Below are 22,285 nucleotides of genomic sequence, written 5' to 3' on the forward strand. Positions count from 1 at the left end.
GCGAGATCGAGCTGCGCTCGGACGATTTCCCGCGCCGGGCTCACTCGGCCCACGGCGCGATCGGATTGCCCTGCCACCGTGTGTGGCCGGGCACCACGTCGCCGCGCATGACCAGTGACGCCGGCCCGACGGTTGCGGATTCACCCAGCCCCGATGCGGGCAGTGCGACGCAGTGCGGGCCGAGCGTCGCCCCGGCCTCCAGCCGCACCCGGTCGATCGCCATGACGCGGTCGTGGAAAAGGTGCGTCTGCACCACGCAGCCACGGGCAACGGTCGCGCCGTCGCCGAGTTCGACGAGGTCGGCCTCGGGCAGCCAATAGGTTTCGCACCACACGCCGCGCCCGATCCTCGCGCCCAGCATCCGCAACCACAGATTGAGGATCGGGGTGCCGGTCGCGGCGTTGGCGAACCAGGGCGCGGCGACCGTCTCCACGAACGCATCCGACAGCTCGTTGCGCCAGACGAACGACGACCACAGCGGATGCTCGCCGACCCTGATCCGGCCGACGACGAGCCATTTCGCGGCCGCCGCCACACAGCACGCGACGGCGCCGGCCGCCAGCAACACCACGCCGCTCGAGAGCGCAGCGACCGCGGCGTGCACGTGGACGGCGAGGAGTTGCAGCACGAGCAGGGTCCCGACGCCGATCGCGAACGAGACCATCACCGGGATCAGGCGCATCGTCTCGATCACCGCGCGTGCGACCCTCAGCCGGGCCGGCGGGTCGAAGGTGCGGGCGGTGTCGACCTCGGCGGCGGTGCGGCGCAGGCGAACCGGCGGGCTGCCCAGCCAGCTCGATCCCGACTTCGCCCGCGACGGCGTCGCGGACAGCACCGCGACCAGACCGTTCTTCGGTACCTTCCGCCCGGGCCCGGTCATCCCAGAGTTCCCCAGGAACGACCGCTTGCCGATCTTCGCCTCGTCGACGTGCATCCAGCCGCCGCCCAGCTCGTACGACGCGACCATGGTGTCGTCGGCGAGGAATGCGCCGTCGCCGATGGTGGTGAATCGGGGCAGCACGAGAGCCGTCGAGATCTCGGTTCCCGCACCCACCTTCGCGCCCAGCACGCGAAACCAGACCGGCGTCAGCAGGCTCGCGTACAGCGGGAACAGGTACGTCCGGGCGGTGTCGAGCAGGCGTTCGGTCAACCACACCTGCCAACCGACGCGGGACCGGACCGGGTGATAACCGGTGGTCAGGCCCAGCGACGCCAGGCGCACCAGGGCCACGGTGATCGCGGCGAACACCGCGAGGCCGGTCAGCGTCGCCGCCGGCAGCAACACGAGTGCGCGACCGGCCGCCGTCCCCAGGTCGTCCGCGGACAGCGACCATGCGCCGATCACCGCGAGCCCCGCGCCGAGTGACACCAGCGGGATGGCGGCGAGGACCAACGACGACACCCCGTAGACCGGCACCCAGCGGCGTGCCCGGGGCGGGCGGTGCCCGGGCCACCCTCGCGCGGCCTTGCCCACCTTCACCGCAGGCGAACCGGCCCAGTGCTGCCGCGCCTTGACCCGGCCGAACACCGCGGACCCGGCCGCCACCACGGCGTCCCGGCCGACGACGGCGCCCGGCATCAACGTCGACCTCGCCCCGACCGAGGCGCCGCGCCTCACGGCGATCTCGCCGATGTGCACGACGTCGCCGTCGATCCACCACCCCGCGAGGTCGACCTCGGGCTCGATCGATGCCCCGGCGCCGACCGTGAGCATCCCCGTGACCGGCGGGATCGAGTGGAGGTCCACGCCGCTGCCGATCCGCGCGCCGAGGGCGCGGGCGAGGTAGATCATCCAGGGAGCACCGGAGAGGTTGGCGGCGCCACTCGCGTCGAGGAGCCGTTCGGCCACCCACAGGCGGACGTGCACGCCGCCGCCGCGTGGATACTCGCCCGGAGCCAGGCCCCGCAGCAACAGCCGGGACCCCAGCGCCGCCACGCACATCCGGCCCGGCGGGGTGACGAAGACCAGGAAGGCCGCGAGGAGAACCCACCAGTTCACCGCGACCAGCCACGGCACCTCCCGGTGGAATCGTTCGGCGACGGCGATCGCGACGTTGTTCACGACACCGAGCCAGGTCGCCCACTGCAACCCGGTGAGCGTCGTCAGCGGCACCGACAGCGCGATCTGGGCGAGGCCGGTGCCGCGAGGTGTCGGGACCACTTCCCGCGCGACGACGTTCGTCATGGGAGTGCGGGCGTCGAGCATCTCGGCCATGGAGCCGAGGCGTGGGTGGTCGTAGAGGTCGGCCACGGAGACATCGGCGTGCCGGGACCGGATCGCGGTCACCAACTGGGCTGCGGCCAGCGATCCCCCGCCCTCGGCGAAGAAGTCGGCATCGGGATGCGCGACGCGTACGCCGAGCACGTCTGTCCACAGTCCCGCCAGCCACAGCTCGGTCTCACCGAGTTCCACATCGTCATCGACTGTTCTGCTGCTGCCCGGCAGCGGCCAGGGCAGCGCATCACGATCCACCTTTCCCGAAGTGCGCGTGGGCAATTCGTCGATCAGGGCGAGGGTCGGAACCATCGCGGCGGGCAGTTGTCGGGTGAGCTCGGCATGGGCGGCCGAGACGTCGAAGTCGGGATCGGCGGAGACGAGGTAGCCGACGAGCAGGATGTTGCCGGCCGTGGACCTGCGGACCGCGGCGGTCGCACCGCTGACCCCGGGCAGATTCTGCAGGGCGTTGTCGATCTCGCCGAGTTCGATGCGCCGTCCGCCGACCTTCACCTGGTCGTCGGCGCGCCCCACGAACACGAGTCCCGCGCGGTCGAGCCGCACGAGATCGCCACTACGGTAGGCGCGGTCCCAGCCGAGCGTCGGCATGGGTGCGTACTTCTCGGCGTCCTTGGCGGAATCGAGGTACCGGGCGAGGCCGACGCCGCCGATCACCAGCTCGCCGACCTCGCCTTCGGCGACCGGGTTTCCGTCGGTGTCGACGACGGCGAGATCCCAACCGCGCAACGGCAGTCCGATTCGTACCGGGCCGTCTCCGCCGAGCGGTGCGGCGCAGGCGACGACCGTCGCCTCGGTGGGGCCGTAGGTGTTCCACACCTCGCGGCCGGGCACCACAAGCCGGTCGGCGAGTTCCGGCGGGCATGCCTCGCCGCCGAAGATCAACAGGCGCACCGCATCCAGTGCCTCCGACGGCCACAGAGAGGCGAGCGTCGGGACCGTCGAGACGACGGTGATGTCGCGTGCGACGAGCCACGGACCGAGGTCGATGCCACTGCGCACCAGTGAGCGGGGCGCGGGGACCAGGCAGGCGCCGTTGCGCCACGCCAGCCACATCTCCTCGCACGACGCGTCGAACGCGACCGACAGGCCGGCGAGCACGCGATCGCCCGGACCGATCGGCTGCTCGCGCAGGAACAGGTGCGCCTCGGCGTCGACGAAGGCGGCCGCGTTGCGGTGCGTGACGGCCACGCCCTTCGGCGTCCCGGTGGAACCGGAGGTGAAGATGATCCACGCGTCGTCTGACGGGGTGGGCCGAGCCGGCTCGCCCGGGGGCACCGGGCCGGGATTCACCGCGCGCGGCCCGTCCGCGTCGACGATCGCGTCGACCCGCGCCTCGCCGAAGACCAGTTCGGCGCGCTCGTCCGGATCGTCGGCGTCGACCGGCACGTAGGCGGCGCCGGCGAACAGCGTCGCCAGGATCGAGACGTACAGATCGCGCGAACCGGACGGCATCCGGATTCCGACGCGGCTGCCGTGGCCGACGCCGACCTCGGCGAGGCGCGACGTCGTGCGCCGGATCAGCGCCAGCAGTTGGCTGTAGGTGAGGACCACGTCACCGTCGTCGACGGCCGCGGCGTCGGGATGCGCACGGGCGGTCGCGGTGAGAACATCGCACAGGGTCCGCGGCTCGTCTGCCTGCGCGGACAGCAGGAACTGAGGGAGGATCTGCACGCGTGTCACACCCACCGTCTCATCACGGGATCGAGAATATAGCGGGCTCCGGGATCGGCCGAGCACACTTCGCGTCGAACGGTCGGATGTTTTGCAATCCGTTCACGGGTTATTCAACGGCGCCGGGGTGTAGCTTCGGCTGAGACCAGGAGGAACCCCGAATGCCCATCGTCCACCACCGGCGGCCGAGCCTCCTGTCGTATCCGTTGTGGTTCGGCGCCCGTGTCTTCCTGAAGCCGGTCTTCTCCGTCTGGCCGATCAACAAGCCGGGCCTGTCCGCCCTGTTCCTCATCGACCGGATCGTCGCGGTCGGTCCCAAGCCCCGCGGCGTGATGCGTGAGCAGCTCACGCTCGGCGGGTGCTCGGCGGAACTGATCCTCCCGGTCGGGCCGTCGCGTCGCGACAGCGACACCGCGATGCTCTACCTCCACGGCGGCGCCTTCATCATGTGCGGTCTCGGCACGCACCGCTCGGTCGCCGCGCGGCTGTCCCGGGCCTGCGAGATCCCGGTGTTCTCCCTCGAATACCGCCAGTTGCCCGACGTGGGCGTGGGAACGTCGGTGGCCGACGCCGTCGCCGCCTATGCCGAGCTGATCAACGAACGCGGCTTCCGCCGGGTCGTCGTCGCCGGCGACTCGGCGGGCGGCTATCTCGCGGCGAAGGTCGTCGAGGCCGTCGCCGACCGCGGGCTGCCCGCGCCCGCCGCGCTCATCGGATTCTCACCGCTGCTCGACGTCGACCTCGGCACCAACCCTGACCGGACCAGCGAGCACGACGCATACCTCCCCAAATCCAAGATGGCCACACTCGCGCCCCGGTTCGACAAGGGGCCGGTGCCACTGTCGGGGGTCCGCCGCATCGCCGACCTCGACCCCGAGATCTTCCCGCCGACGGCGATGGTGACCGCCGAGGACGAGATGCTCGAACCCGACGTCATCGAGCTCGTCGAGCGGCTCGACGATGCGGGCGTCGAGGCCGTCGCGCACAGTTACGCTTGGCAGGTACACGCGTTTCCGGTGCTGAACTCCCATCACCCGGAGACGATGCACGCGATCGAGGCGACCGCCGACTTCGCGAGGCGGGCGATACGAGAGGGCAAGGACGCTGACGACCGAGAGGGAAAGCGGGCCGTCTGAGGGCGTGCGGTCGGACGCCGCGACGACTGCGTCCCGACCGTCCTCCACAGGGCCCGTGCCGGCTCCCGGAAACCCACAGGTGCCCGCACCTGCCGTGCCGCCCGGCGCCGTCGACGCCCGGTTCACCCTTGCCGCCGAACGCACCCTGCTCGCGTGGATCCGCACCGCGCTCGGGTTCATGGCGGCGGGCATGGCGATCGTCTACCTCGCGCCCGACCTCGAGCACCCGGTCCTCGAGGTCATCCTGGGCCTGGTACTCGTCGGGCTGGGTTGCAGCTTCGCGCTCGTCGGCGCCTGGCGGTGGCGGCGCACCATGCGCGTCCTCCTGAGCGGTGGCCGGATGCCGGGCCCGGCCCCGATTCTCTACGTCGTGACTGCGATAGTGGTGGTGGCAATCCTGATCGCGGTCGTGGTCGTCCTCCAGACCTGACCGGGTACGGACCCGCCCGGGCCCGGATGTAGATCGCCAGCCACTATCGTCCACACCAGGAGTTCTCGTGAGTACCGGCCCCGACTTCGCACGCGGCGCGCAGACAGTGTCGACGACGATGACCACCATCGGCGCGGCCATCCTCATCGTCTGCCTCGGTTGGCTGACCGTCGACTGGTGGCGTGACGGCCGCTGGTTCTGGGTTGCCGTCGGGATCGCCATCATCGTCGTCAACATCGTGCTGATCGTCATGCAATTCCGGCGGCGCCGCATGCAGCGCGCCGACGAGACCAAGCGGCCCCGCCGCGGCCTGATCGACAACTTCGACGATCTGGAAGACGAGCAGTAGGCCTTACGCGCTGAGGGTGTCCTCCTCGCCGGCGCACTCTTCCCCGACCGCGAACTGCGTCCGGTAGAGCTCGGCGTAGCGGCCGCCTCGTGCGAGCAGGGTCGGGTGATCGCCGCGTTCGACGACCCGACCGCCTTCGAGTACGACGATCTCGTCGGCCGCACGGATCGTGGACAACCGGTGGGCGATGACGATCGACGTCCGGCCCTCCAGCGCTTCGGCGAGGGCCTCCTGCACCGCCGCCTCCGACGTGGAGTCCAGGTGTGCGGTCGCCTCGTCGAGGATGACCACCGACGGCTGGGCGAGCAGCAATCGCGCGATCGTCATACGCTGGCGTTCGCCTCCGGACAGCCGGTATCCGCGTTCGCCGACGATGGTGTCGAGTCCGTCGGGCAGCGATGCGACGAGTTCGTCGAGGCGGGCGCGCCGCAACGCGTCCCAGATCTCCTCGTCGGACACATCAGGCCGGGCCAGAACGAGATTCGCGCGCACGGTGTCGTGGAAGAGGTGACCGTCCTGGGTCACCAGGCCGACGGTCCGGTGCACAGAGGAGATCTGCAGATCACGGATGTCGACGCCGGCGAGCTGTACCGAGCCGGAGTCGACGTCGTACAGCCGGGTGGCGAGGTTCGCGATGGTCGACTTGCCCGCTCCCGAACTGCCCACCAGCGCGACCATCTTGCCGGCGGGAACGTCGATGGTCACGTTGTGCAAGACGGTGGTGCCGGCGCGGTTGTCCAGTTGCGCAACCTCTTCCAGGGAGGCGAGGGAAACCTTGTCGGCGGACGGGTAGGCGAAGGAGACATCATCGAACCGCACCGAGATCGGCACCGGCCTCCCGGACTCGGTGCCCGGCACCGGGCGGGCGTCGGGGGCGTCGGTGATGAGCGGCGGCAGATCGAGCACCTCGAAGACGCGCTCGAAACTGACCAGCGCACTCATGATCTCGACGCGCGCATTGGCCAGCGCGGTGAGCGGGGCATACATTCGGGTCAGCAGCAGGGCGAGGGAGACCACGGCGCCGGCGGACAGGTGCTCGTCGACCGCCAGCCAACCGCCGAGGCCGTAGACCAGCGCCAGCGCGAGCGCCGACACCAGCGTGAGCGCGGTGAAGAAGTACGCCTGCAGCATCGCGCGGCGAACCCCGATGTCGCGCACGCGATCTGCGCGTTCGGCGAATTCGCGCGACTCGAGGTCGGGGCGGCCGAACAGTTTCACCAGCGTCGCTCCCGGAGCGGAGAACCGCTCGGTCATCTGCGTCGACATCCGTGCGTTGTGTTCGGCGGCCTCCCGCGACAGCGCCGCCATGCGGCGACCCATCCGGCGCGCCGGGATCACGAAGACCGGCAACAGGATCAGCGCGAGCAGGGTGATCTGCCAGCTGATCGCGATCATCACGCCCAAGGTGAGCGTGAGGGTCACGAAGTTGGAGACCACGCCCGACAGCGTGTCGCTGAAAGCGCGCTGCGCGCCGATCACATCGTTGTTCAGTCGGCTCACCAGCGCGCCGGTGCGCGTACGGGTGAAGAAGGCGACCGGCATCTTCTGAACGTGGTCGAAGACCGCGCGTCGCAGGTCGAAGATCAGGCCTTCGCCGATGTTCGACGACAACCAGCGGGTTGCGACGCCGGAGGCCGCCTCGGCGACCGCGATGAGTGCGATCGCCACCGCGATCCCGATGATCACCGCCTCCGAGCCGCCGCCGGTGATGAGGTTGACCACGCGTCCCGCCAGCAGCGGGGTGATCACGGTCAACACCGCCGTGAACACCGAGAGGAGCAGGAAGAACGCGATGCGCCGGCGATGTGGGCGTGCGAAGTCGCCGATCCGCCGCAGCGTCGTGCGGCGATCACCCCGCAGTCTCTTGCTGTCCGGCGAGGTGGAGGACTTGTACATCATGTCCCAGGCGACCGATTCCATGCTCATGCGAGCAGCGTAGAACTTAAAGCTCACTTGAGGTCTAGTCGAGCGCTCGGGGTGCCGGAATTGTCCGAGCGGTCCGCGAACGATTGCACCGATGCTCTAGGTTTGGTGGAAGAGGTCTCAGACGGCGACCACGTCCAGTGGATCGGCCACGGTAGTGAGGTCGGCACGGCCGACGGTTAGGGGCGATGGCTCATGGCAGAACTGAAGCTCGGTTTCAAGGCATCGGCGGAGCAGTTCGATCCGCGCGAGTTGGTGGAGATCGCGGTCGCGGCCGAGGAACACGGCCTGGACTCGGTCGCGGTGAGCGACCACTTCCAGCCCTGGCGGCACAACGGCGGACACGCCCCGTTCTCCCTCGCATGGATGGCCGCCGTCGGCGAGCGCACCAAGCGCGTCCAGATCGGCACGTCGGTCATGACCCCGACCTTCCGTTACAACCCCGCCGTGATCGCCCAGGCGTTCGCGACGATGGGCTGCCTGTACCCGGGTCGCATCATGCTCGGTGTCGGCACCGGCGAGGCCCTCAACGAGTACGCCACCGGGTTCCAGGGAGACTGGCCGGAATTCAAGGAGCGCTTCGCGCGCCTGCGCGAGGCCATCCGGCTCATGCGTGAGCTGTGGACCGGCGAAGAGGTCAACTTCGACGGCGAGTACTACCACACGCAGGGCGCCTACATGTACGACGTTCCGGAGCAGCCGATCCCGGTGTACGTCGCCGCCGGCGGTCCGGTCGTCGCCCGCTACGCGGGCCGGGCCGGTGACGGTTTCATCTGCACCTCCGGCAAGGGCGCCGAGCTCTACACCGAGAAGCTGATCCCCGCGGTCAAGGAGGGCGCGGAGAAGGCCGAGCGCGATTTCGACGCCATCGACAAGATGATCGAGATCAAGATCTCCTACGACCCGGATCCCGAACTGGCCCTGGAGAACACGCGCTTCTGGGCGCCGTTGTCGCTGACCCCGGAGCAGAAGCACAGCGTCAACAGCTCGGTCGAGATGGAGCGGCTCGCCGATGAATTGCCCATCGAGCAGGTCGCCAAGCGCTGGATCGTCTCCTCCGATCCGGACGAGGCCGTCGAGAAGATCAAGTTCTACCTCGACGCCGGTCTCAACCATCTCGTCTTCCACGCGCCCGGCCACGACCAGCGTCGCTTCCTGCAGAACTTCGAGCGCGATCTCGCCCCGCGCCTGCGCAAGCTGGCCTGACCCCGGGCAGGGTCCATCGCCCGCAGGTCGCGTCGCCGCGACCGGCGGGCGATGACTTCTGTTGTGCCGCAGCCATGTCGAGGAGTTCGAGCACTCGCATCACCGGTGGCAGGTCGGCTGCGGACCGGCGCACCCGAACCCGGATGGCGCGCGAGGGGGTCGGGTCGACGATGGGGACGGCCACAACTCCGTGGGGTAGATCGGCGAGCGCGAGCTCGGGCACGACGGTGAGTCCGATTCCTGCGGCGACGAACCGGATCGCGGTGGGGTAGTCCTGCGTCTCGACGCTGAAGTCGGGGCGGAAACCGACTGCGGTACAGGCGTTCAGGAGCGCCTGTCGGCAGGGGCCCCGGGCGACGTCGTTGTCGACCCACGGCACCCGGGAGAGCTCGTGCAGGGTGACCGACTCGTGGTCCGCCCATTCCGAGTCCTGTGGCACCACGGCGTGATACGGGTCGTCGGTCAGTGGCCTGCTGACGAAGCCCGGGGCGTCGGTGGCCCGTCGCTCGTCGGCCTCCACATAGATCTCGACGTCGGGCGACGGCGCCGCCGGGTCGAGCAGTTCGATGAGCCGCAGATCCAGTCGGAGACCGGGGAATTCACGCGAGATCGTCGCCACGATCGGCGGTATCCACACCGCGCCGGCGGAGGCGAAGTAGTTGATGCGGAGCTGTCCGAGACGCCCGTCGCGGAGTTCGGAGATGAGGCCGTCGACGCGGGCCAGCTGTTCGAAGACCGCCTCGGACTCGGTTGCGAGGATGACGCCGGCCTCGGTGGGCACGATGCCGCGGCCGTCGCGTTCGACGAGCGTCAGGCCGGTCTCGCGCTGGAGCGCGGCGATGTGCTGGCTCACCGCCGACGGCGTGTAGCCGAGCGCGGCAGCGGCGCCGCCGATCGAGCGTTCCCCGATCACGGAGCGCAGGACGCGGAGACGGTGGATGTCGACCATGCGACCGACTCTACAGTCACGCTCAATATTGAAGAAGGAAATTTCACTTGTCCTGAATGGACTGGTGGGCGACCCTATATGCATGGCCTCGAATTCCTCGACCGGGGGTGCCGGTACCCGCGTCGTGTCACCACCCGCGCTGGCTGCAGTCGTCACGGTCGTGCTGTGGGCCTCGGCGTTCGTGGGCATCCGCGGACTGGGGGAGCAGTTCTCGCCGGGATCGATGGCCTTCTGGCGGTTGCTGTCGGCCGTCGTACCACTGACGGCACTCATGCTGATCATCCGGCGGCGTGAGCGCGCCCGGACCGACGCCGGGGCCCGGCCCTGGTTCCCCCGCAGACGCGCGCTGGGATCGGTGATCGCCTATGGCGTGGCCTGGTTCGCCGGGTACACGGTCGTGCTGAACTGGGCCGAACAGCACCTCGATGCCGGGACCGCGGCGCTGCTGGTCAACCTGGCCCCGATTCTGGTCGCGGTGGCGGCGGGACTTTTTCTGGGAGAAGGCTTTCCGCGGCATCTCATCGTCGGGGTGGTGATCGCCTTCGCCGGTGTCGTGCTGATCGCGACCGGTGGATCGGCGGGTGCCGGCGCCCACGCCGACCGGTTGGGCGTCGTCCTGGGGATCACCGCGGCGGTGCTCTATGCGGGCGGGGTCCTGATCCAGAAGTCGGCGCTGCGCAGCGTCGACGTCCTCACCGCGACCTGGCTGGGTGCCCTGGCCGGGCTCGTCGCGACCCTGCCGTTTGCACCGGTGGCGCTCTCCGAGATGATCGACGCCACCCCTGGCGCCATCGCCGCGGTGATCTACCTCGGTGTCGGCCCCACCGCCGTGGCCTTCTCGACCTGGGCGTACGCGCTGGCCCGGACCGACGCCGGCGCGATGGCCGCGACGACGCTGATCGTCCCGGCGCTCGTCATCGTCATGTCGTGGGCACTCCTCGGCGAGCTGCCGACCGGCTTGGGCATCGTGGGGGGACTCCTGTGCATCTCCGGGGTCGCGATCGCGCGGCAGGTCCTGCCGCGTCCACGACGTGCGTCCGTCGCCGTGAAGGCTCCGCGTGACGGGCTCGACGAGCCGGGGTCGGCGTCGCTGAGCGGCCCGAGGGTGACATAATTGCTGATCGGAGCCACCGGTGAGAGTCCGGTGGCTTCTCGGCAACACCCATCGGAAGGGCACATGAAGGCGAAGAACGCGCGGTCGGAAGCGACCCGTGTGGCGCTGATGGAAGCGGCCCTGCAGGTCATCACCGAGAGCGGGGTCAAGAGCGTCACGCACCGCAAGGTGTGCAGCGCGGCGAACCTGGCGCTGGGCACGGTGAACTACCACTACGCCGACCTCGATGAACTGTTGCTCGACGCGTTCGCCTACTACGTGGACCGGATCTCGGAGAAATACGAGAGCGCGTTCTCCTATGTCCGAAGCGACGAGGACCTCGCCGACGCCGTCGTCGCGATGACCCGGAAACTCGGGGAGGACACGAACTCGGTCGTGCTGATGTGGGAGATGTACGCCCAGGGTGTCCGGGAGCGCGCGTACCGCCAGCTGATCCGGAAGTGGTCGAAGCGTGCCAAGTCCGGCGTCGAGATGTACTGCTCGCCCCGCACCGCGACCATCCTCGAGGCGATCTGGGACGGTTCGGCGGTCCAGCAGAACGTCGGTGACGACTCGCTGTCCGACGACGAGCTCCGTGAGGTCGTGCTCGGGATCATCCGGTCCGATGAGGCGCGCGAGTATCCGCAGGTGAAGGGCCGGTCCCGCAGGTCGTCCTGAGCCCATCCGGGCGCTGAGTTGTCGTCGTTCGAACCTGTCGGGCGCGTGCGGTCCGTGACGTTCGATCGCGTTCGCACGCGGCACGGAGCTGCATACAGATTCCAACGAATGTTCAGCTACAGCTGTGACAAGCGTTGATTTGGTCTCGAAACCGACCACTGGCGGGTGTGTTCCGACGGTTAGAATTCCGCGCTATTTGCACGCTTGTTACTGGCGAGTTCTGTTGTTACAGCGAAGAAAACTTACGAACTCGCCGTTGACAGGTGTGTTGCGCCACCTTTAGGTTTACGACCAACAAACTTTCAACAAATGTTCAGAACTCCGAAGGGGGCCACTGTTGCCAACCCAAGCGTTCGACCATGACGCCTTCAAGAAGGCGGTCGGTCAGTTCCCCAGCGGGCTCACCATCGTCACCGGCGTCAACGGTGGCCGACCTGCGGGTATGACCATTCAGTCGTTCATGTCGCTGTCGCTCGACCCCGCGCTGATCGCGATTGCACCGGCGCGGACGTCGACGACGTGGCCCTCATCGCCGAGACCGGTTCGTTCGCGGTGAACGTGCTCGCCGAGCAACACTCCGAACTCGCCCGGAGGTTCGCCGTCAGCGGCGCGGACAAGTTCGAAGATCTCGAATACGCAACCACTTCGGCCGGGAATCCGATCGTCGACAAGGCGGTTACCTGGTTCGACTGCAAGGTTGCCGACGTCCTCGACGGGGGCGACCACGTCATCGTCCTCGGCGAGGTCGTCGAGCTCGGGGCGCCGGAGGAGGCGACGTCCTCTGAGCCGATCATCTTCCATCGCAGCGGTTTCCGTCGCCTCGCCGAGTTGACGCCGGCATAGCCGAAGGACCTCGAACACCCACTGACGCGACGCATCAGGCGTCGCAGCACGAATCATCAGATCCCACAACGAATTCACCGCCGGCGAGACGCGCCGGGCGGCGATCCCCGCATACCCGCCGGCCCGTCGCCGGCCACAAGAAAGTAGGGAATCCCCATGAAATTCGGTATTTTCAGCGCGCCGTACTCGGTCGACTACGCCTTCGGCCGCCGCACCGCCAAGCAGGTCATCGAATGGGACCTCCAGATGGTCAAGTGGGCAGAGGAATACGGGTGGGACGAGGCGTTTTTTGCTGAGCACTACACGCTGGGCGCCGAGCCCTCGCCCGCCCCTGACGCGATGATCGCCGCAGCCTCGCAGATCACCGAGCGCCTCACGCTGGGTGCCGCGGCGCACCTGCTGCCGTACCACAACCCGATCTCGCTCGCCCACCGCATGCTGTGGCTCGACAACATGACCGGCGGCCGCTATGTCGCCGGCGTCGCTCCGGGGGCCTACCCCTCGGATGCGCAACTGTTCTGCACCGGCGACGCGAACCAGAAGATGATGGTCGAAGCCCTCGACATCGTCCAGGCGATCATCAAGCGCGAGGGCGCATTCAAGATCGAGGGCGAGTACTTCAAGGTCGACATGCCCGCCTACGACGAGTCGATCGCCGGCCCGCATCTCAAGCCGTACGGCAAGGAGCTGCCGATCATGATCACCGGCATGTCGGAGAACTCCTCCACCATCAAGTTCGCGGGTGCGCGTGGGGCCTACCTGCTCAGCCAGCAGGTGCACGAGAAGACCTGGATCAACCACTGGGAGACCTACTCCACGGCGGCCAAGGAAGCCGGTTACGACCCGCAGAAGTCCGACTGGCGTGTCTGCCGAGACATCATCGTCGCCGACACCGACGAAGAGGCCAAGGAGATCGCGCGCAACGGTGCGCTCGGCCTGCTCTGGCGCGAGTACAACATCCCGAACTTCATCCGGCTCGGCCTCGGTCCGCTGCTGACCGGCGGTGAGATCCCGTTGGAGGAACTCACGATCGACTGGATGATCGACAACTTCTTCATCCTCGGATCGCCGGATACCGTCGCCGCGCGCATCGAGGAGCTCTACAACGCTGTCAGCGGCTTCGGCACGCTCGTGAGCTTCGTCTACGAGTACGCCGACACCCCCGAGGCATACCGCCGCAGCTTCGAGCTGCTCGGCCAGAAGGTCGCCCCGCAGCTCGCGCACCTCAACGGCTGATCCGCGCGACACCGCTCCCCATCTCACCTCCACCAGTTGAATCGGCCCGCCGGACAACGGCGTCCGGCGGGCCGATCATCCCCATCCCGAAAGGACGAACTCTCTTGGGCAACATCGTCGACTCTCGCCACCTCGCCATCAGCGAGGCGGAACTCACCGAGCGGGAGCGCACCGATCCGGAGACCGGGACCATCAGCGCAAGGGCGTTGTGGACCGACGGCGGTCAGACGCACGGTATCTGGCAGATGACCCCGGGTGTCCTCCGCGATGTCCAGGGACCCGAGTCGGTTGCCATCGTCGCCGGCCGGGCCAGGGTGACCGTCCATCCTTCCGAAGAGGTCTACGAGATCGGGGCCGGCGACACCTTCATCCTCGACGCCGGGGAGACCGCCACCTGGCAGGTCCTCGAGACCGTTCGCAAGTTCTACGTCATCAACCGTTAGACGCCACTCCGCGATCGCAGAGGTCAACCCAACCCCTCCCAGGCGAACGCCGACGCGTCCGCCCCTCCTGCGAGAGCAGACGAGGATTCCCTGGTCGATACGGGGATGGCGCCCTTCACTCGTGAGCTCCCAGTGCCGTGAGATTCACGTTCTCCCGCCGATGCCTCGCGGCACCGGACCCATAAGATTCACGAACGCCTGAAAGGTATTCATCATGAGCAGCACCGCACCGGCAATCACCCGCCTGCAGGGCCGCTTCGCCCTCGTCACGGGCGGCGCCGCAGGTCAGGGACTCGAGCACACTCGCCGCCTCGCGCAGGAAGGTGCGATCGTCCACTTCGCCGACATCAACGCCGAGGTCGGCGCCGAGACCGAACGCACGCTCAAGGCGGAGGGACTGCAGGTCGTCTTCCACAAGCTGGACGTGAGCCGCATCGAAGAGTGGCAGGATCTGGCCGCGGAGCTGGAGTCCACCGTCGGCCACCTCGACATCCTGGTCAACAACGCCGGGATTCTCGCCGACATCCACCCGGCGGAGCTCTCCACCGAGGCCGCGTGGGAGAAGACCACCAACGTCAACCAGAAGTCGATCTTCCTGTCGTTCCACACGATGATCCCGCTGCTCAAGAAGAGCAAGCACGCCTCGGTCATCAACACCTCGAGCATCTTCGGCCTCGTCGGCGCCGACGGTTACATCTCCTACGTCGCGTCGAAGGGCGCCGTGACCCTGATGACCAAGTCCGCGGCCGTGAGCTACGGCAAGTTCGGCATCCGCGTCAACAGCATCCACCCCGGTTACATCGACACCCAGATGCTGCGCGACGAGTTCGCCCAGCTCGGGGAGGGCGCCGAAGAGGCCACCCTGGCCACCATCCCGATGGGTCGTCTGGCCGGGCCGGAGGAGATCGCTCCCGCCGTGGCGTTCCTGGCCTCCGACGACGCCTCGTACATCACCGGCGCGGAGATCCTCATCGACGGCGGCCTGCTCGCGGGTCGCTGAGGCCGCACGACGAGGAAAGGCCGCGAACCACATGAGCGCGCAGCGTAAACCACACGAAGGGGGGTCGGCCTGATGGAGTTGTTCGGCCAGATCATCATCTACATCATGATGGCGTTCATGCTCCTCGGCGCCGGCGCCTACATCGTCAAGCCGGGATCGCCGCTGGCGGAGGAGTTCCGCGAGGGAATCATGTCGATCGGCGCGATCTTCCTCCCCGTCGGCGGCATGATGGGCATCATCCCGTTCCTCGCGGACGGCATCGAGAAGTGGATCGCACCGGTGTACCGGTGGATGCATTCCGACCCGTCGATCGCGGTGAGTTCGTTCATCCCCGCCGACCAGGGTGCCTACCAGCTCTCCCATGAGGTGGCCGGCAGCCACAACGCGTGGATCCTCGCCTTCGCGGTCGGGATGACCGCGGGCGCGACCATCGCCTTCAGCGTTCCCGTGGGCTTGGCGATGCTGCCGAAGAAGGACCACAAGTACATGGCCCTCGGCGTGATGACGGGCCTGCTCGGCATCCCGTTCACCGCCTTCTTCATGACGCTGATCCTGGCGCAGACGGGAGTGCTGTTGCGGGAGGACGTCTCGATGGAGGCGGAGGCCAGCAAGCCCTTCGACCTGCCCGTCGCGGACATCATCCTCAACCTCATCCCGCTGGTTGCGCTGATGATCGTGCTGGCGGTGCTGCTGAAGTTCTTCCCGCGCCAGTCCATCTCGGGATTCATGGCCTTCGGCCAGCTGATCCGCGCGGTCACCACGGCGTCGCTGGCGCTGGGCGTGCTCGAGTACTTCACCGGGTTCTGCTCCTGGCTGTTCGGCTCGTGGGGGCTCGCCCCCTTCATCGCCGACGAAGAGGACCAGTTCCGGGCGCTCGAGGTAGCCGGTTACATCGGTGTCATGCTGGCCGGCGCGTTCCCGATGGTGTATGCCATCCGGACCTGGCTGGAGAAGCCGTTGGCCCTGCTGGGCAAGCGGGTGGGAGTCTCCGAGGCGGGCATGGCGGGCTTCTTCGCCGGGGCCGCCAACGTCCTCGCATTGTTCCGCGTCGTCCCGCTGATGCCGGCCCGCGACAAGGTGCTGACCATCTCGTTCGCGGTGTGTGCCGCGTTCGCGATCGGCGACTACATCGCCTTCACCGCGAACTTCCAGCCAAACATGATCGCCGCGATGCTGATCGGCAAACTGCTCGGCGGCGCGGTCGCGGTCGGCCTGGCCCTGTGGCTCGCCGTCCCGCAGGCCGAGCGCCTCGCCCTCGAGGACAAGGCCGCAGAGGCCTCTGCCGACGAGGAAGGCTCGGCACCCGAACGGGCCGGTGCGCAGTAGGTCCGGCCGGCACCCGGCAGTTCGCCGGGGATCGTCCGGAGTCCGGTCCTGCGGACACGGACGCGCCTGACAGACCCGGCCGCCGACCGATCGTGATGGGTCCGACCGGTCGGCGGCCGCCCCACCTCCAGACCCCACTCTCGCCGGAGAGGATTCACGATGACCGTGACTCTCGAACATGCCAATTCTCAACAGGATTCGGTGACCACCACCCCGGATCCGGTGCGCGGCGATCTGCGCGCCGGACGCCCCGTGGTCGTCATCGATCCCGAGACCGGCCGCGTCGTCCTCGCCCTGGCCGGTGAGACCGCCACGACCGAGGCCATGGCCTTTGTCGTCCGGTTCGGGTCCGGCCTGGTCACGGCAACCGTGCCGGTCGACCGGTGCCGGGTGCTCGGGCTGCCGCCGATGCTTCCCGTGAGCGCCGTGACGCCGGGTGCACCCACCGATCTCGCGGTGTCGGTCGATGCGATCGACGGTGTGGGAACCGGGATCTCGGCGCGCGATCGGGCGCGTACCATGCGCGCGCTGGCCGATGAGTCGCTGGGGCACGGTGACTTCACCAGACCCGGCCACGTTCTGGTCGTCGGTGTGGGCGAGGACCCCGCGCATTCTTACGGGCCCGCCCGCAAGCTCTGCGAACTGTCGCGCAGTGCCGGGCTCTCCGGCATCATGGCGTTCGCCGATCTGGTCTCGCGGCGTGACGAGACCACGATGGCCGGCGTCGACGAGGCCCATGATTTCGCCGCCGAGTTCGAGTTGCAGCTCGTGTGGGTCCAGTACCTGCGTGCGCAGTGACGCCCCGCTCTCTCGCAGGACTGCGGGTTCGCGGCAGAATCGCGAGCTGCACATAGCGATTCTGCAGTGCGCTCGCGACTCGTCGGGCCGTGGTGGTGCTGTGTCTCAGCTCTTCTGAGTGGCCGGTTCGAGCCGGCTGTCCAGGATCAGCAGTGCCGCGTGTAGGGATGTCCTCGATTCCGCGTCGTCGAGCGGGAGGCCGAGGATGCGTTCGATGCGGGCCAGTCGCGCGTACACCGTTGGGCGCGCCAGGTCCATGGCCTTGGCGAGCTCGGCCTTGTTGCCACCCACCTCGATGAACCTCCGCAAGGTCTCGAGCAGATCATCGTCGTGCCGCGCATGGTGTTCGAGCAACCCGCGTAGTTCGGTCTCGGCGAACGCCTGCACTCGCGGGTCCGATCGGATCACCGCGATCAGGCCGCGCAGCCGGACGTCGGTGGTTCGATGAAACGCCTTGTCGCCGGCGGGAAGTGACAATGCCGCTTCGGCAACATGGGAGGATTCGGCGAGCCCGCGCGCCGCGTCGACGAGGCGCGTCGAATCCGACGCGACGCCGATGGTCACACCGGTGATGCCGTCGACACGCCGTAGCGAGGAGCGGATTGCCGTGCAGACCTCGGTCAGCACCTGTTCGGTGTTCCGGGCCGGCGGCAGCGACAGGACCAGGTCCACCTGCCCGTTAGGCCTGAGCGCAGTCAGCGCGGTGCGCCGGGTCGCCCGGACCGAGTGCCGCACCGCGTCGAGGGCGCGGGTCAGGCGCCCCTGTGCCAGCACCTGGTCCGGACTCGTCGACTCGATGATGCGAATCGTCAACGGCGCGTACGTCAGTCCCGGCTGGAGGCCGAGCGCGTGAGCACGAGCCGTGGCCTCCGCCTCGTCGGGGATCCGCCCCAGACGAAGATCGTCGACCAGTCCGTTCTGCGCGCGCATCTCCAGTTCGGTGCGGTTCTGTTCGATCATCTGGTTCAGCGCCAGGGCCTGCGCGGCGCGTTCCAGTGGCATCCGTGCCCGTTCGTCCAGGTCACCGGCTTCGGGAACGATCAGTCGGCCCCACTCCTGACGATGTGCGCCCACCGGGGCGGTGAGCCACCCTTCCGGGCCCGTCACCGTGGTCTCGTGTGCGACCGGGGTCAGCCGGGATCGCCGTTCCCAGTCGCGGAGAAGGTCCTTCGCCGACGCCCCGAGCCCGTCGAAGGCCAGCACCTGGCGGGTGAGGTCTTCCAGCACCACTGCCGAACCGATGAGTTCCGCTGCGGCCCCGACGATCTCTTGTACCCCGGCGCGGCGCAAACCCAGTCCGGTGAACACCTCGTGGACGTGACGGGAGAACACGACCTCCTCGTACTGGTCCGCGACGATCGCTCGATGCACTTCCTCGGTCACCTCGACGAACCGGATCGCCCGGCGCAGCACGACCACCGGAAGATCGAGTCGATCCGCGGTCGCCGCAACGGATTCCGGCACTTCGTTGTCGAGGAGTTCGGCGATCACAGCGACCGCGCCGGCGGCGTCGAGGCCCTCGAGATACCCGACGGGATCGGCGAGGAGCGCAGTGCCGGTCGTGAGCACCACCTCGCCGCCCTGCAGTAGATCGGTCAGGTCGGCCAGGTCGCTGACATGGACCCAGCGCACGTCGCGGTCGAGATCGCTGCCGCCGGCCAATCGTGGCTGCCCGTCCTGCACGATCGGAAGGGCGAGAACGTCCGCAACGGTCGGCTTCATGTTACGGAGTGTAAAGGAGTCGGCGCACCGTCTTACACTCTGTCGGCCTCCTGAGGGTCCCGGAGGAGTCATGCTGTAAGCAGCGCAGCCAAGCCAGGCGTCGGCAGACGCGGCGAAGCATCCAGGACACCGCCGAGCGCACTCGAGGCTCGTCCGCCGTCAGGGCCGGCCGACCAATCGACCCACGCGCATCGGCGTCTCCCGCGCGGATCACCATCTCCTCTCCCGCCCCACCCAGCAAAAGGACGTGACATCATGACCACGACCGTCGCCACCCGGACCATCTCGCACTGGCTCGACAATCAGGAATTCGCCGGCACCGGTGAGCGTTTCGCCCCGGTCACCAATCCGGCCACCGGCCAGGTCACCGGCCAGGTCGCCCTCGCCGACACCGCCGACGCCCAGCGCGTCATCGCGGCCGCGAAGGCCGCCTTCCCGGCGTGGCGCGACACCTCGATCGCCAAGCGCACCCAGATCCTGTTCGCGTTCCGCGAGCTGCTGAACGCCCGCAAGGCGGAGCTCGCCGAGATCATCACCTCCGAGCACGGCAAGATGCTCTCCGACGCGCTCGGGGAGATCTCGCGTGGGCAGGAGGTCGTCGAATTCGCCTGCGGCATCGCCCATCTGTTGAAGGGCGGGATGACCGAGAACGCCTCGACGAAGGTCGACGTCGCCTCGATCCGTCAGCCGCTCGGCCCGGTCGGCATCATCGCCCCGTTCAACTTCCCGGCCATGGTCCCGATGTGGTTCTTCCCGATCGCCATCGCGGCCGGCAACACCGTCGTCCTCAAGCCGTCGGAGAAGGTCCCCACCGCCGCCATCTGGCTGGCCGAGCTGTGGGCCGAGGCCGGTCTTCCCGCCGGTGTGTTCAACGTCCTCCAGGGTGACAAGACCGCCGTAGACGAGTTGCTGACCAACAAGGCCATCAAGTCGATCTCGTTCGTGGGCTCCACCCCGATCGCCGAGTACGTGTACGCGACCGGCACCGCCCACGGTAAGCGCGTGCAGGCGCTCGGCGGCGCGAAGAACCACGCCATCGTCCTGCCCGACGCCGACCTGGACCTGGCCGCCGACGCCATGGTGAACGCGGGCTTCGGTTCGGCCGGCGAGCGCTGCATGGCCATCTCCGCGCTGGTCGCGGTCGGCGACATCGCCGACGAGTTGGTCGCGAAGATCAAGGAGCGCACGGTCGGTCTGGTCACCGGCGACGGCACCCGCAACGCCGACATGGGGCCGCTGGTCACCAAGGCCCACCGCGATCGCGTCAAGTCCTACGTCGACGCGGGCGAGGCCGCCGGCGCCACCGTGGTCGTCGACGGACGCGGCGTCCGGGCCGACGGTGAGGCGGACGGCTTCTGGCTCGGCCCGACGCTGCTCGACAACGTCACCACCGACATGAGCGTCTACACCGACGAGATCTTCGGCCCGGTGCTGTCGGTCGTGCGCGTCGACACCTACGACGAGGCGCTCGACCTGATCAACTCCAACCCGTACGGCAACGGCACCGCGATCTTCACCAACGACGGTGGCGCGGCACGTCGCTTCCAGAACGAGGTCGAGGTCGGCATGGTCGGCATCAACGTCCCGATCCCGGTGCCCACCGCCTACTACAGCTTCGGCGGTTGGAAGAACTCGCTGTTCGGCGATACCCACGCACACGGTGTCGAGGGTGTGCACTTCTTCACCCGCGGCAAGGTCGTCACCACCCGTTGGCAGGACCCGAGCCAGCGCGGCATCAACCTCGGCTTCCCGCAGAACAACTGACGCCCCACCTGAGCAGAAAGGCACCCGACATGACCACGACAGAGCGTGTCGCCCTGCCGACCGGGGAAGACCTCGACGACGCCAGGGCCCGTGGAGAGCGCGCCTACGAACTCGACCGCGCGCATGTGTTCCACTCCTGGTCCGCCCAGTCGCTCATCAACCCGATGACGGTCCTCGCCGCCGAGGGCTCCTACGTCTGGGACGGTGAGGGAAACCGCCTGCTGGACTTCTCGTCCCAGCTGGTCAACACCAACATCGGCCACCAGCACCCGACTGTCGTCAAGGCGATCCAGGAGCAGGCCGCCAAGCTGTGCACCATCGCCCCGCAGCATGTCAACGATGCGCGGTCCGAGGCGGCCCGCCTCATCGCCGAACGCACCCCCGGGCGCCTGAACCGCGTGTTCTTCACCAACGGCGGCGCGGACGCCAACGAGCACGCGATTCGCATGGCGCGCCTGCACACCGGCCGCTACAAGGTGCTGTCGCGGTACCGCTCGTACCACGGTGGCACCGACACCGCGATCAACCTGACCGGCGACCCGCGGCGCTGGCCGAACGACTACGGCAACAGCGGTGTCGTGCACTTCCACGGTCCGTTCCTGTATCGCTCGCAGTTCCACGCCGAAACACAGGAGCAGGAAACCGAACGGGCGCTGGCATACCTCGACCAGCTGATCCGTTTCGAGGGCCCGGACTCGATCGCCGCGATCGTGCTCGAGTCGGTGCCCGGCACCGCCGGCATCATGGTTCCGCCGCCCGGGTACATGGCGGGCGTCCGCGAGATCTGCGACCGCTACGGCATCGTGTTCATCGCCGACGAGGTGATGGCCGGATTCGGCCGTACCGGTGAGTGGTTCGCCATCGATCACTTCGACGTGGTGCCGGACCTGCTGACCTTCGCGAAGGGCGTGAACTCCGGATATGTGCCCCTCGGCGGTGTGGCGATCAGCGACGAGATCGCCGCCACCTTCGCCGAGCGCCCCTACCCGGGCGGCCTGACCTACTCGGGTCATCCGCTGGCCACCGCCGCCGCGGTCGCCACGATCCAGGCGATGACCGACGAGAGGATCGTCGAGAACGCCGCCCGCATCGGCAACGAGGTGCTCGGACCGGGACTGCGTGCTCTCGCCGAGCGGCACCCGTCGGTGGGTGACGTCCGCGGTCTCGGTGTCTTCTGGGCCATCGAACTGGTCGCGGACCGCGCGACCAGGGAGCCGCTGGCGCCGTACGGCGGCAGCAGCCCGGCGATGAACGAGGTGATCGCCGCGTGCAAGTCGAACGGACTGCTCCCGTTCGCCAACTTCAACCGCATCCACGCGGTGCCACCGTGCACCGTCTCCGACGACGAGGTGCGTGAGGGTCTGGCGATCCTCGACCGTGTCCTCGACATCGCGGACACGCACGTGAACTCCTGATTCCCCCTCAGGAATCGTAGAAGGGGTCGCTCCCTCTCCCGGTTCGTGGTGACGTCGAGAAACGTTG

Annotated in this window: 16 protein-coding genes and 2 pseudogenes; 14 read left to right on the forward strand and 4 right to left on the reverse strand. The window is 68.2% G+C overall.

Features of this window, described 5'->3' with window-relative positions:
* Positions 1 to 40 precede the first annotated feature (40 nt).
* Positions 41 to 3,907, reverse strand: coding sequence for a Pls/PosA family non-ribosomal peptide synthetase (locus ABFT43_RS00405; protein ID WP_457590081.1), 3,867 nt, complete (start codon positions 3,905 to 3,907; stop codon positions 41 to 43).
* A gap of 161 nt (positions 3,908 to 4,068) precedes the next feature.
* Here ABFT43_RS00405 and ABFT43_RS00410 point away from each other — a divergent pair, with 161 nt between their 5' ends.
* From ABFT43_RS00410 to ABFT43_RS00420, 3 genes are all read left to right on the forward strand, one after another.
* Positions 4,069 to 5,043 carry an alpha/beta hydrolase gene (locus tag ABFT43_RS00410; protein WP_347958434.1) on the forward strand — a complete coding sequence of 325 codons (975 nt, stop codon included), beginning with the start codon at positions 4,069 to 4,071 and terminating at the stop codon, positions 5,041 to 5,043.
* A 79-nt stretch (positions 5,044 to 5,122) separates the two neighbouring features.
* Positions 5,123 to 5,473 (forward strand): YidH family protein, encoded by a 351-nt coding sequence (locus tag ABFT43_RS00415; protein ID WP_347958435.1) that lies wholly within the window; start codon positions 5,123 to 5,125, stop codon positions 5,471 to 5,473.
* Between the two features lie 67 nt (positions 5,474 to 5,540).
* Positions 5,541 to 5,822 (forward strand): hypothetical protein, encoded by a 282-nt coding sequence (locus ABFT43_RS00420; protein ID WP_347958436.1) that lies wholly within the window; start codon positions 5,541 to 5,543, stop codon positions 5,820 to 5,822.
* A 3-nt stretch (positions 5,823 to 5,825) separates the two neighbouring features.
* Here the strand turns inward: ABFT43_RS00420 and ABFT43_RS00425 are convergent, their stop codons facing one another.
* Positions 5,826 to 7,748, reverse strand: coding sequence for an ABC transporter ATP-binding protein (locus ABFT43_RS00425; protein ID WP_347958437.1), 1,923 nt, complete (start codon positions 7,746 to 7,748; stop codon positions 5,826 to 5,828).
* Between the two features lie 192 nt (positions 7,749 to 7,940).
* Between ABFT43_RS00425 and fgd the strand changes: the two genes are divergently transcribed.
* Positions 7,941 to 8,951 carry a glucose-6-phosphate dehydrogenase (coenzyme-F420) gene (gene fgd / locus ABFT43_RS00430; protein WP_347958438.1) on the forward strand — a complete coding sequence of 337 codons (1,011 nt, stop codon included), beginning with the start codon at positions 7,941 to 7,943 and terminating at the stop codon, positions 8,949 to 8,951.
* Between the two features lie 52 nt (positions 8,952 to 9,003).
* Here fgd and ABFT43_RS00435 read toward each other — a convergent pair.
* A pseudogene (locus ABFT43_RS00435) lies at positions 9,004 to 9,900 on the reverse strand (LysR family transcriptional regulator); the annotation flags it as partial.
* An 82-nt stretch (positions 9,901 to 9,982) separates the two neighbouring features.
* Between ABFT43_RS00435 and ABFT43_RS00440 the strand changes: the two are divergent.
* From ABFT43_RS00440 to ABFT43_RS00480, 8 genes and pseudogenes are all read left to right on the forward strand, one after another.
* On the forward strand, positions 9,983 to 11,014 hold the full coding sequence (locus ABFT43_RS00440; RefSeq protein WP_347958439.1) for a DMT family transporter: 1,032 nt from the start codon (positions 9,983 to 9,985) through the stop codon (positions 11,012 to 11,014).
* A gap of 63 nt (positions 11,015 to 11,077) precedes the next feature.
* Positions 11,078 to 11,671, forward strand: a complete 594-nt coding sequence (locus ABFT43_RS00445) for a TetR/AcrR family transcriptional regulator (protein ID WP_347958440.1) — start codon at positions 11,078 to 11,080, stop codon at positions 11,669 to 11,671.
* A gap of 442 nt (positions 11,672 to 12,113) precedes the next feature.
* A pseudogene (locus ABFT43_RS00455) lies at positions 12,114 to 12,514 on the forward strand (flavin reductase family protein).
* Positions 12,515 to 12,670: 156 nt separating this feature from the next.
* Positions 12,671 to 13,750: an LLM class flavin-dependent oxidoreductase gene (locus ABFT43_RS00460; protein WP_347958443.1), complete on the forward strand. Its 1,080-nt coding sequence runs from the start codon at positions 12,671 to 12,673 to the stop codon at positions 13,748 to 13,750.
* A 104-nt stretch (positions 13,751 to 13,854) separates the two neighbouring features.
* Complete coding sequence (locus tag ABFT43_RS00465; protein ID WP_347958444.1) at positions 13,855 to 14,193, forward strand: cupin domain-containing protein; 339 nt, start codon at positions 13,855 to 13,857, stop codon at positions 14,191 to 14,193.
* A 214-nt stretch (positions 14,194 to 14,407) separates the two neighbouring features.
* A complete protein-coding gene (locus ABFT43_RS00470; RefSeq protein WP_347958445.1) occupies positions 14,408 to 15,193 on the forward strand; it encodes an SDR family NAD(P)-dependent oxidoreductase in 786 nt (261 codons plus the stop codon).
* Positions 15,194 to 15,265: 72 nt separating this feature from the next.
* On the forward strand, positions 15,266 to 16,519 hold the full coding sequence (locus ABFT43_RS00475) for an ethanolamine utilization protein EutH (RefSeq protein WP_347958446.1): 1,254 nt from the start codon (positions 15,266 to 15,268) through the stop codon (positions 16,517 to 16,519).
* A gap of 159 nt (positions 16,520 to 16,678) precedes the next feature.
* The gene (locus tag ABFT43_RS00480) at positions 16,679 to 17,317 is read left to right on the forward strand and encodes a 3,4-dihydroxy-2-butanone-4-phosphate synthase (protein ID WP_347958447.1); all 639 of its coding nucleotides are present in this window, start codon (positions 16,679 to 16,681) and stop codon (positions 17,315 to 17,317) included.
* A 105-nt stretch (positions 17,318 to 17,422) separates the two neighbouring features.
* On the opposite strand, the gene ABFT43_RS00485 is transcribed toward ABFT43_RS00480, so the two are convergent.
* On the reverse strand, positions 17,423 to 19,039 hold the full coding sequence (locus ABFT43_RS00485) for a PucR family transcriptional regulator (protein ID WP_347958448.1): 1,617 nt from the start codon (positions 19,037 to 19,039) through the stop codon (positions 17,423 to 17,425).
* 255 nt (positions 19,040 to 19,294) lie between these two features.
* Here ABFT43_RS00485 and ABFT43_RS00490 point away from each other — a divergent pair, with 255 nt between their 5' ends.
* Positions 19,295 to 20,803: a CoA-acylating methylmalonate-semialdehyde dehydrogenase gene (locus ABFT43_RS00490; protein WP_347958449.1), complete on the forward strand. Its 1,509-nt coding sequence runs from the start codon at positions 19,295 to 19,297 to the stop codon at positions 20,801 to 20,803.
* Between the two features lie 29 nt (positions 20,804 to 20,832).
* Positions 20,833 to 22,218, forward strand: coding sequence for an aspartate aminotransferase family protein (locus tag ABFT43_RS00495; RefSeq protein ID WP_347958450.1), 1,386 nt, complete (start codon positions 20,833 to 20,835; stop codon positions 22,216 to 22,218).
* Positions 22,219 to 22,285 lie beyond the last annotated feature (67 nt).

This window comes from Gordonia aurantiaca (genome assembly GCF_039939235.1).
GTDB lineage: Bacteria > Actinomycetota > Actinomycetes > Mycobacteriales > Mycobacteriaceae > Gordonia.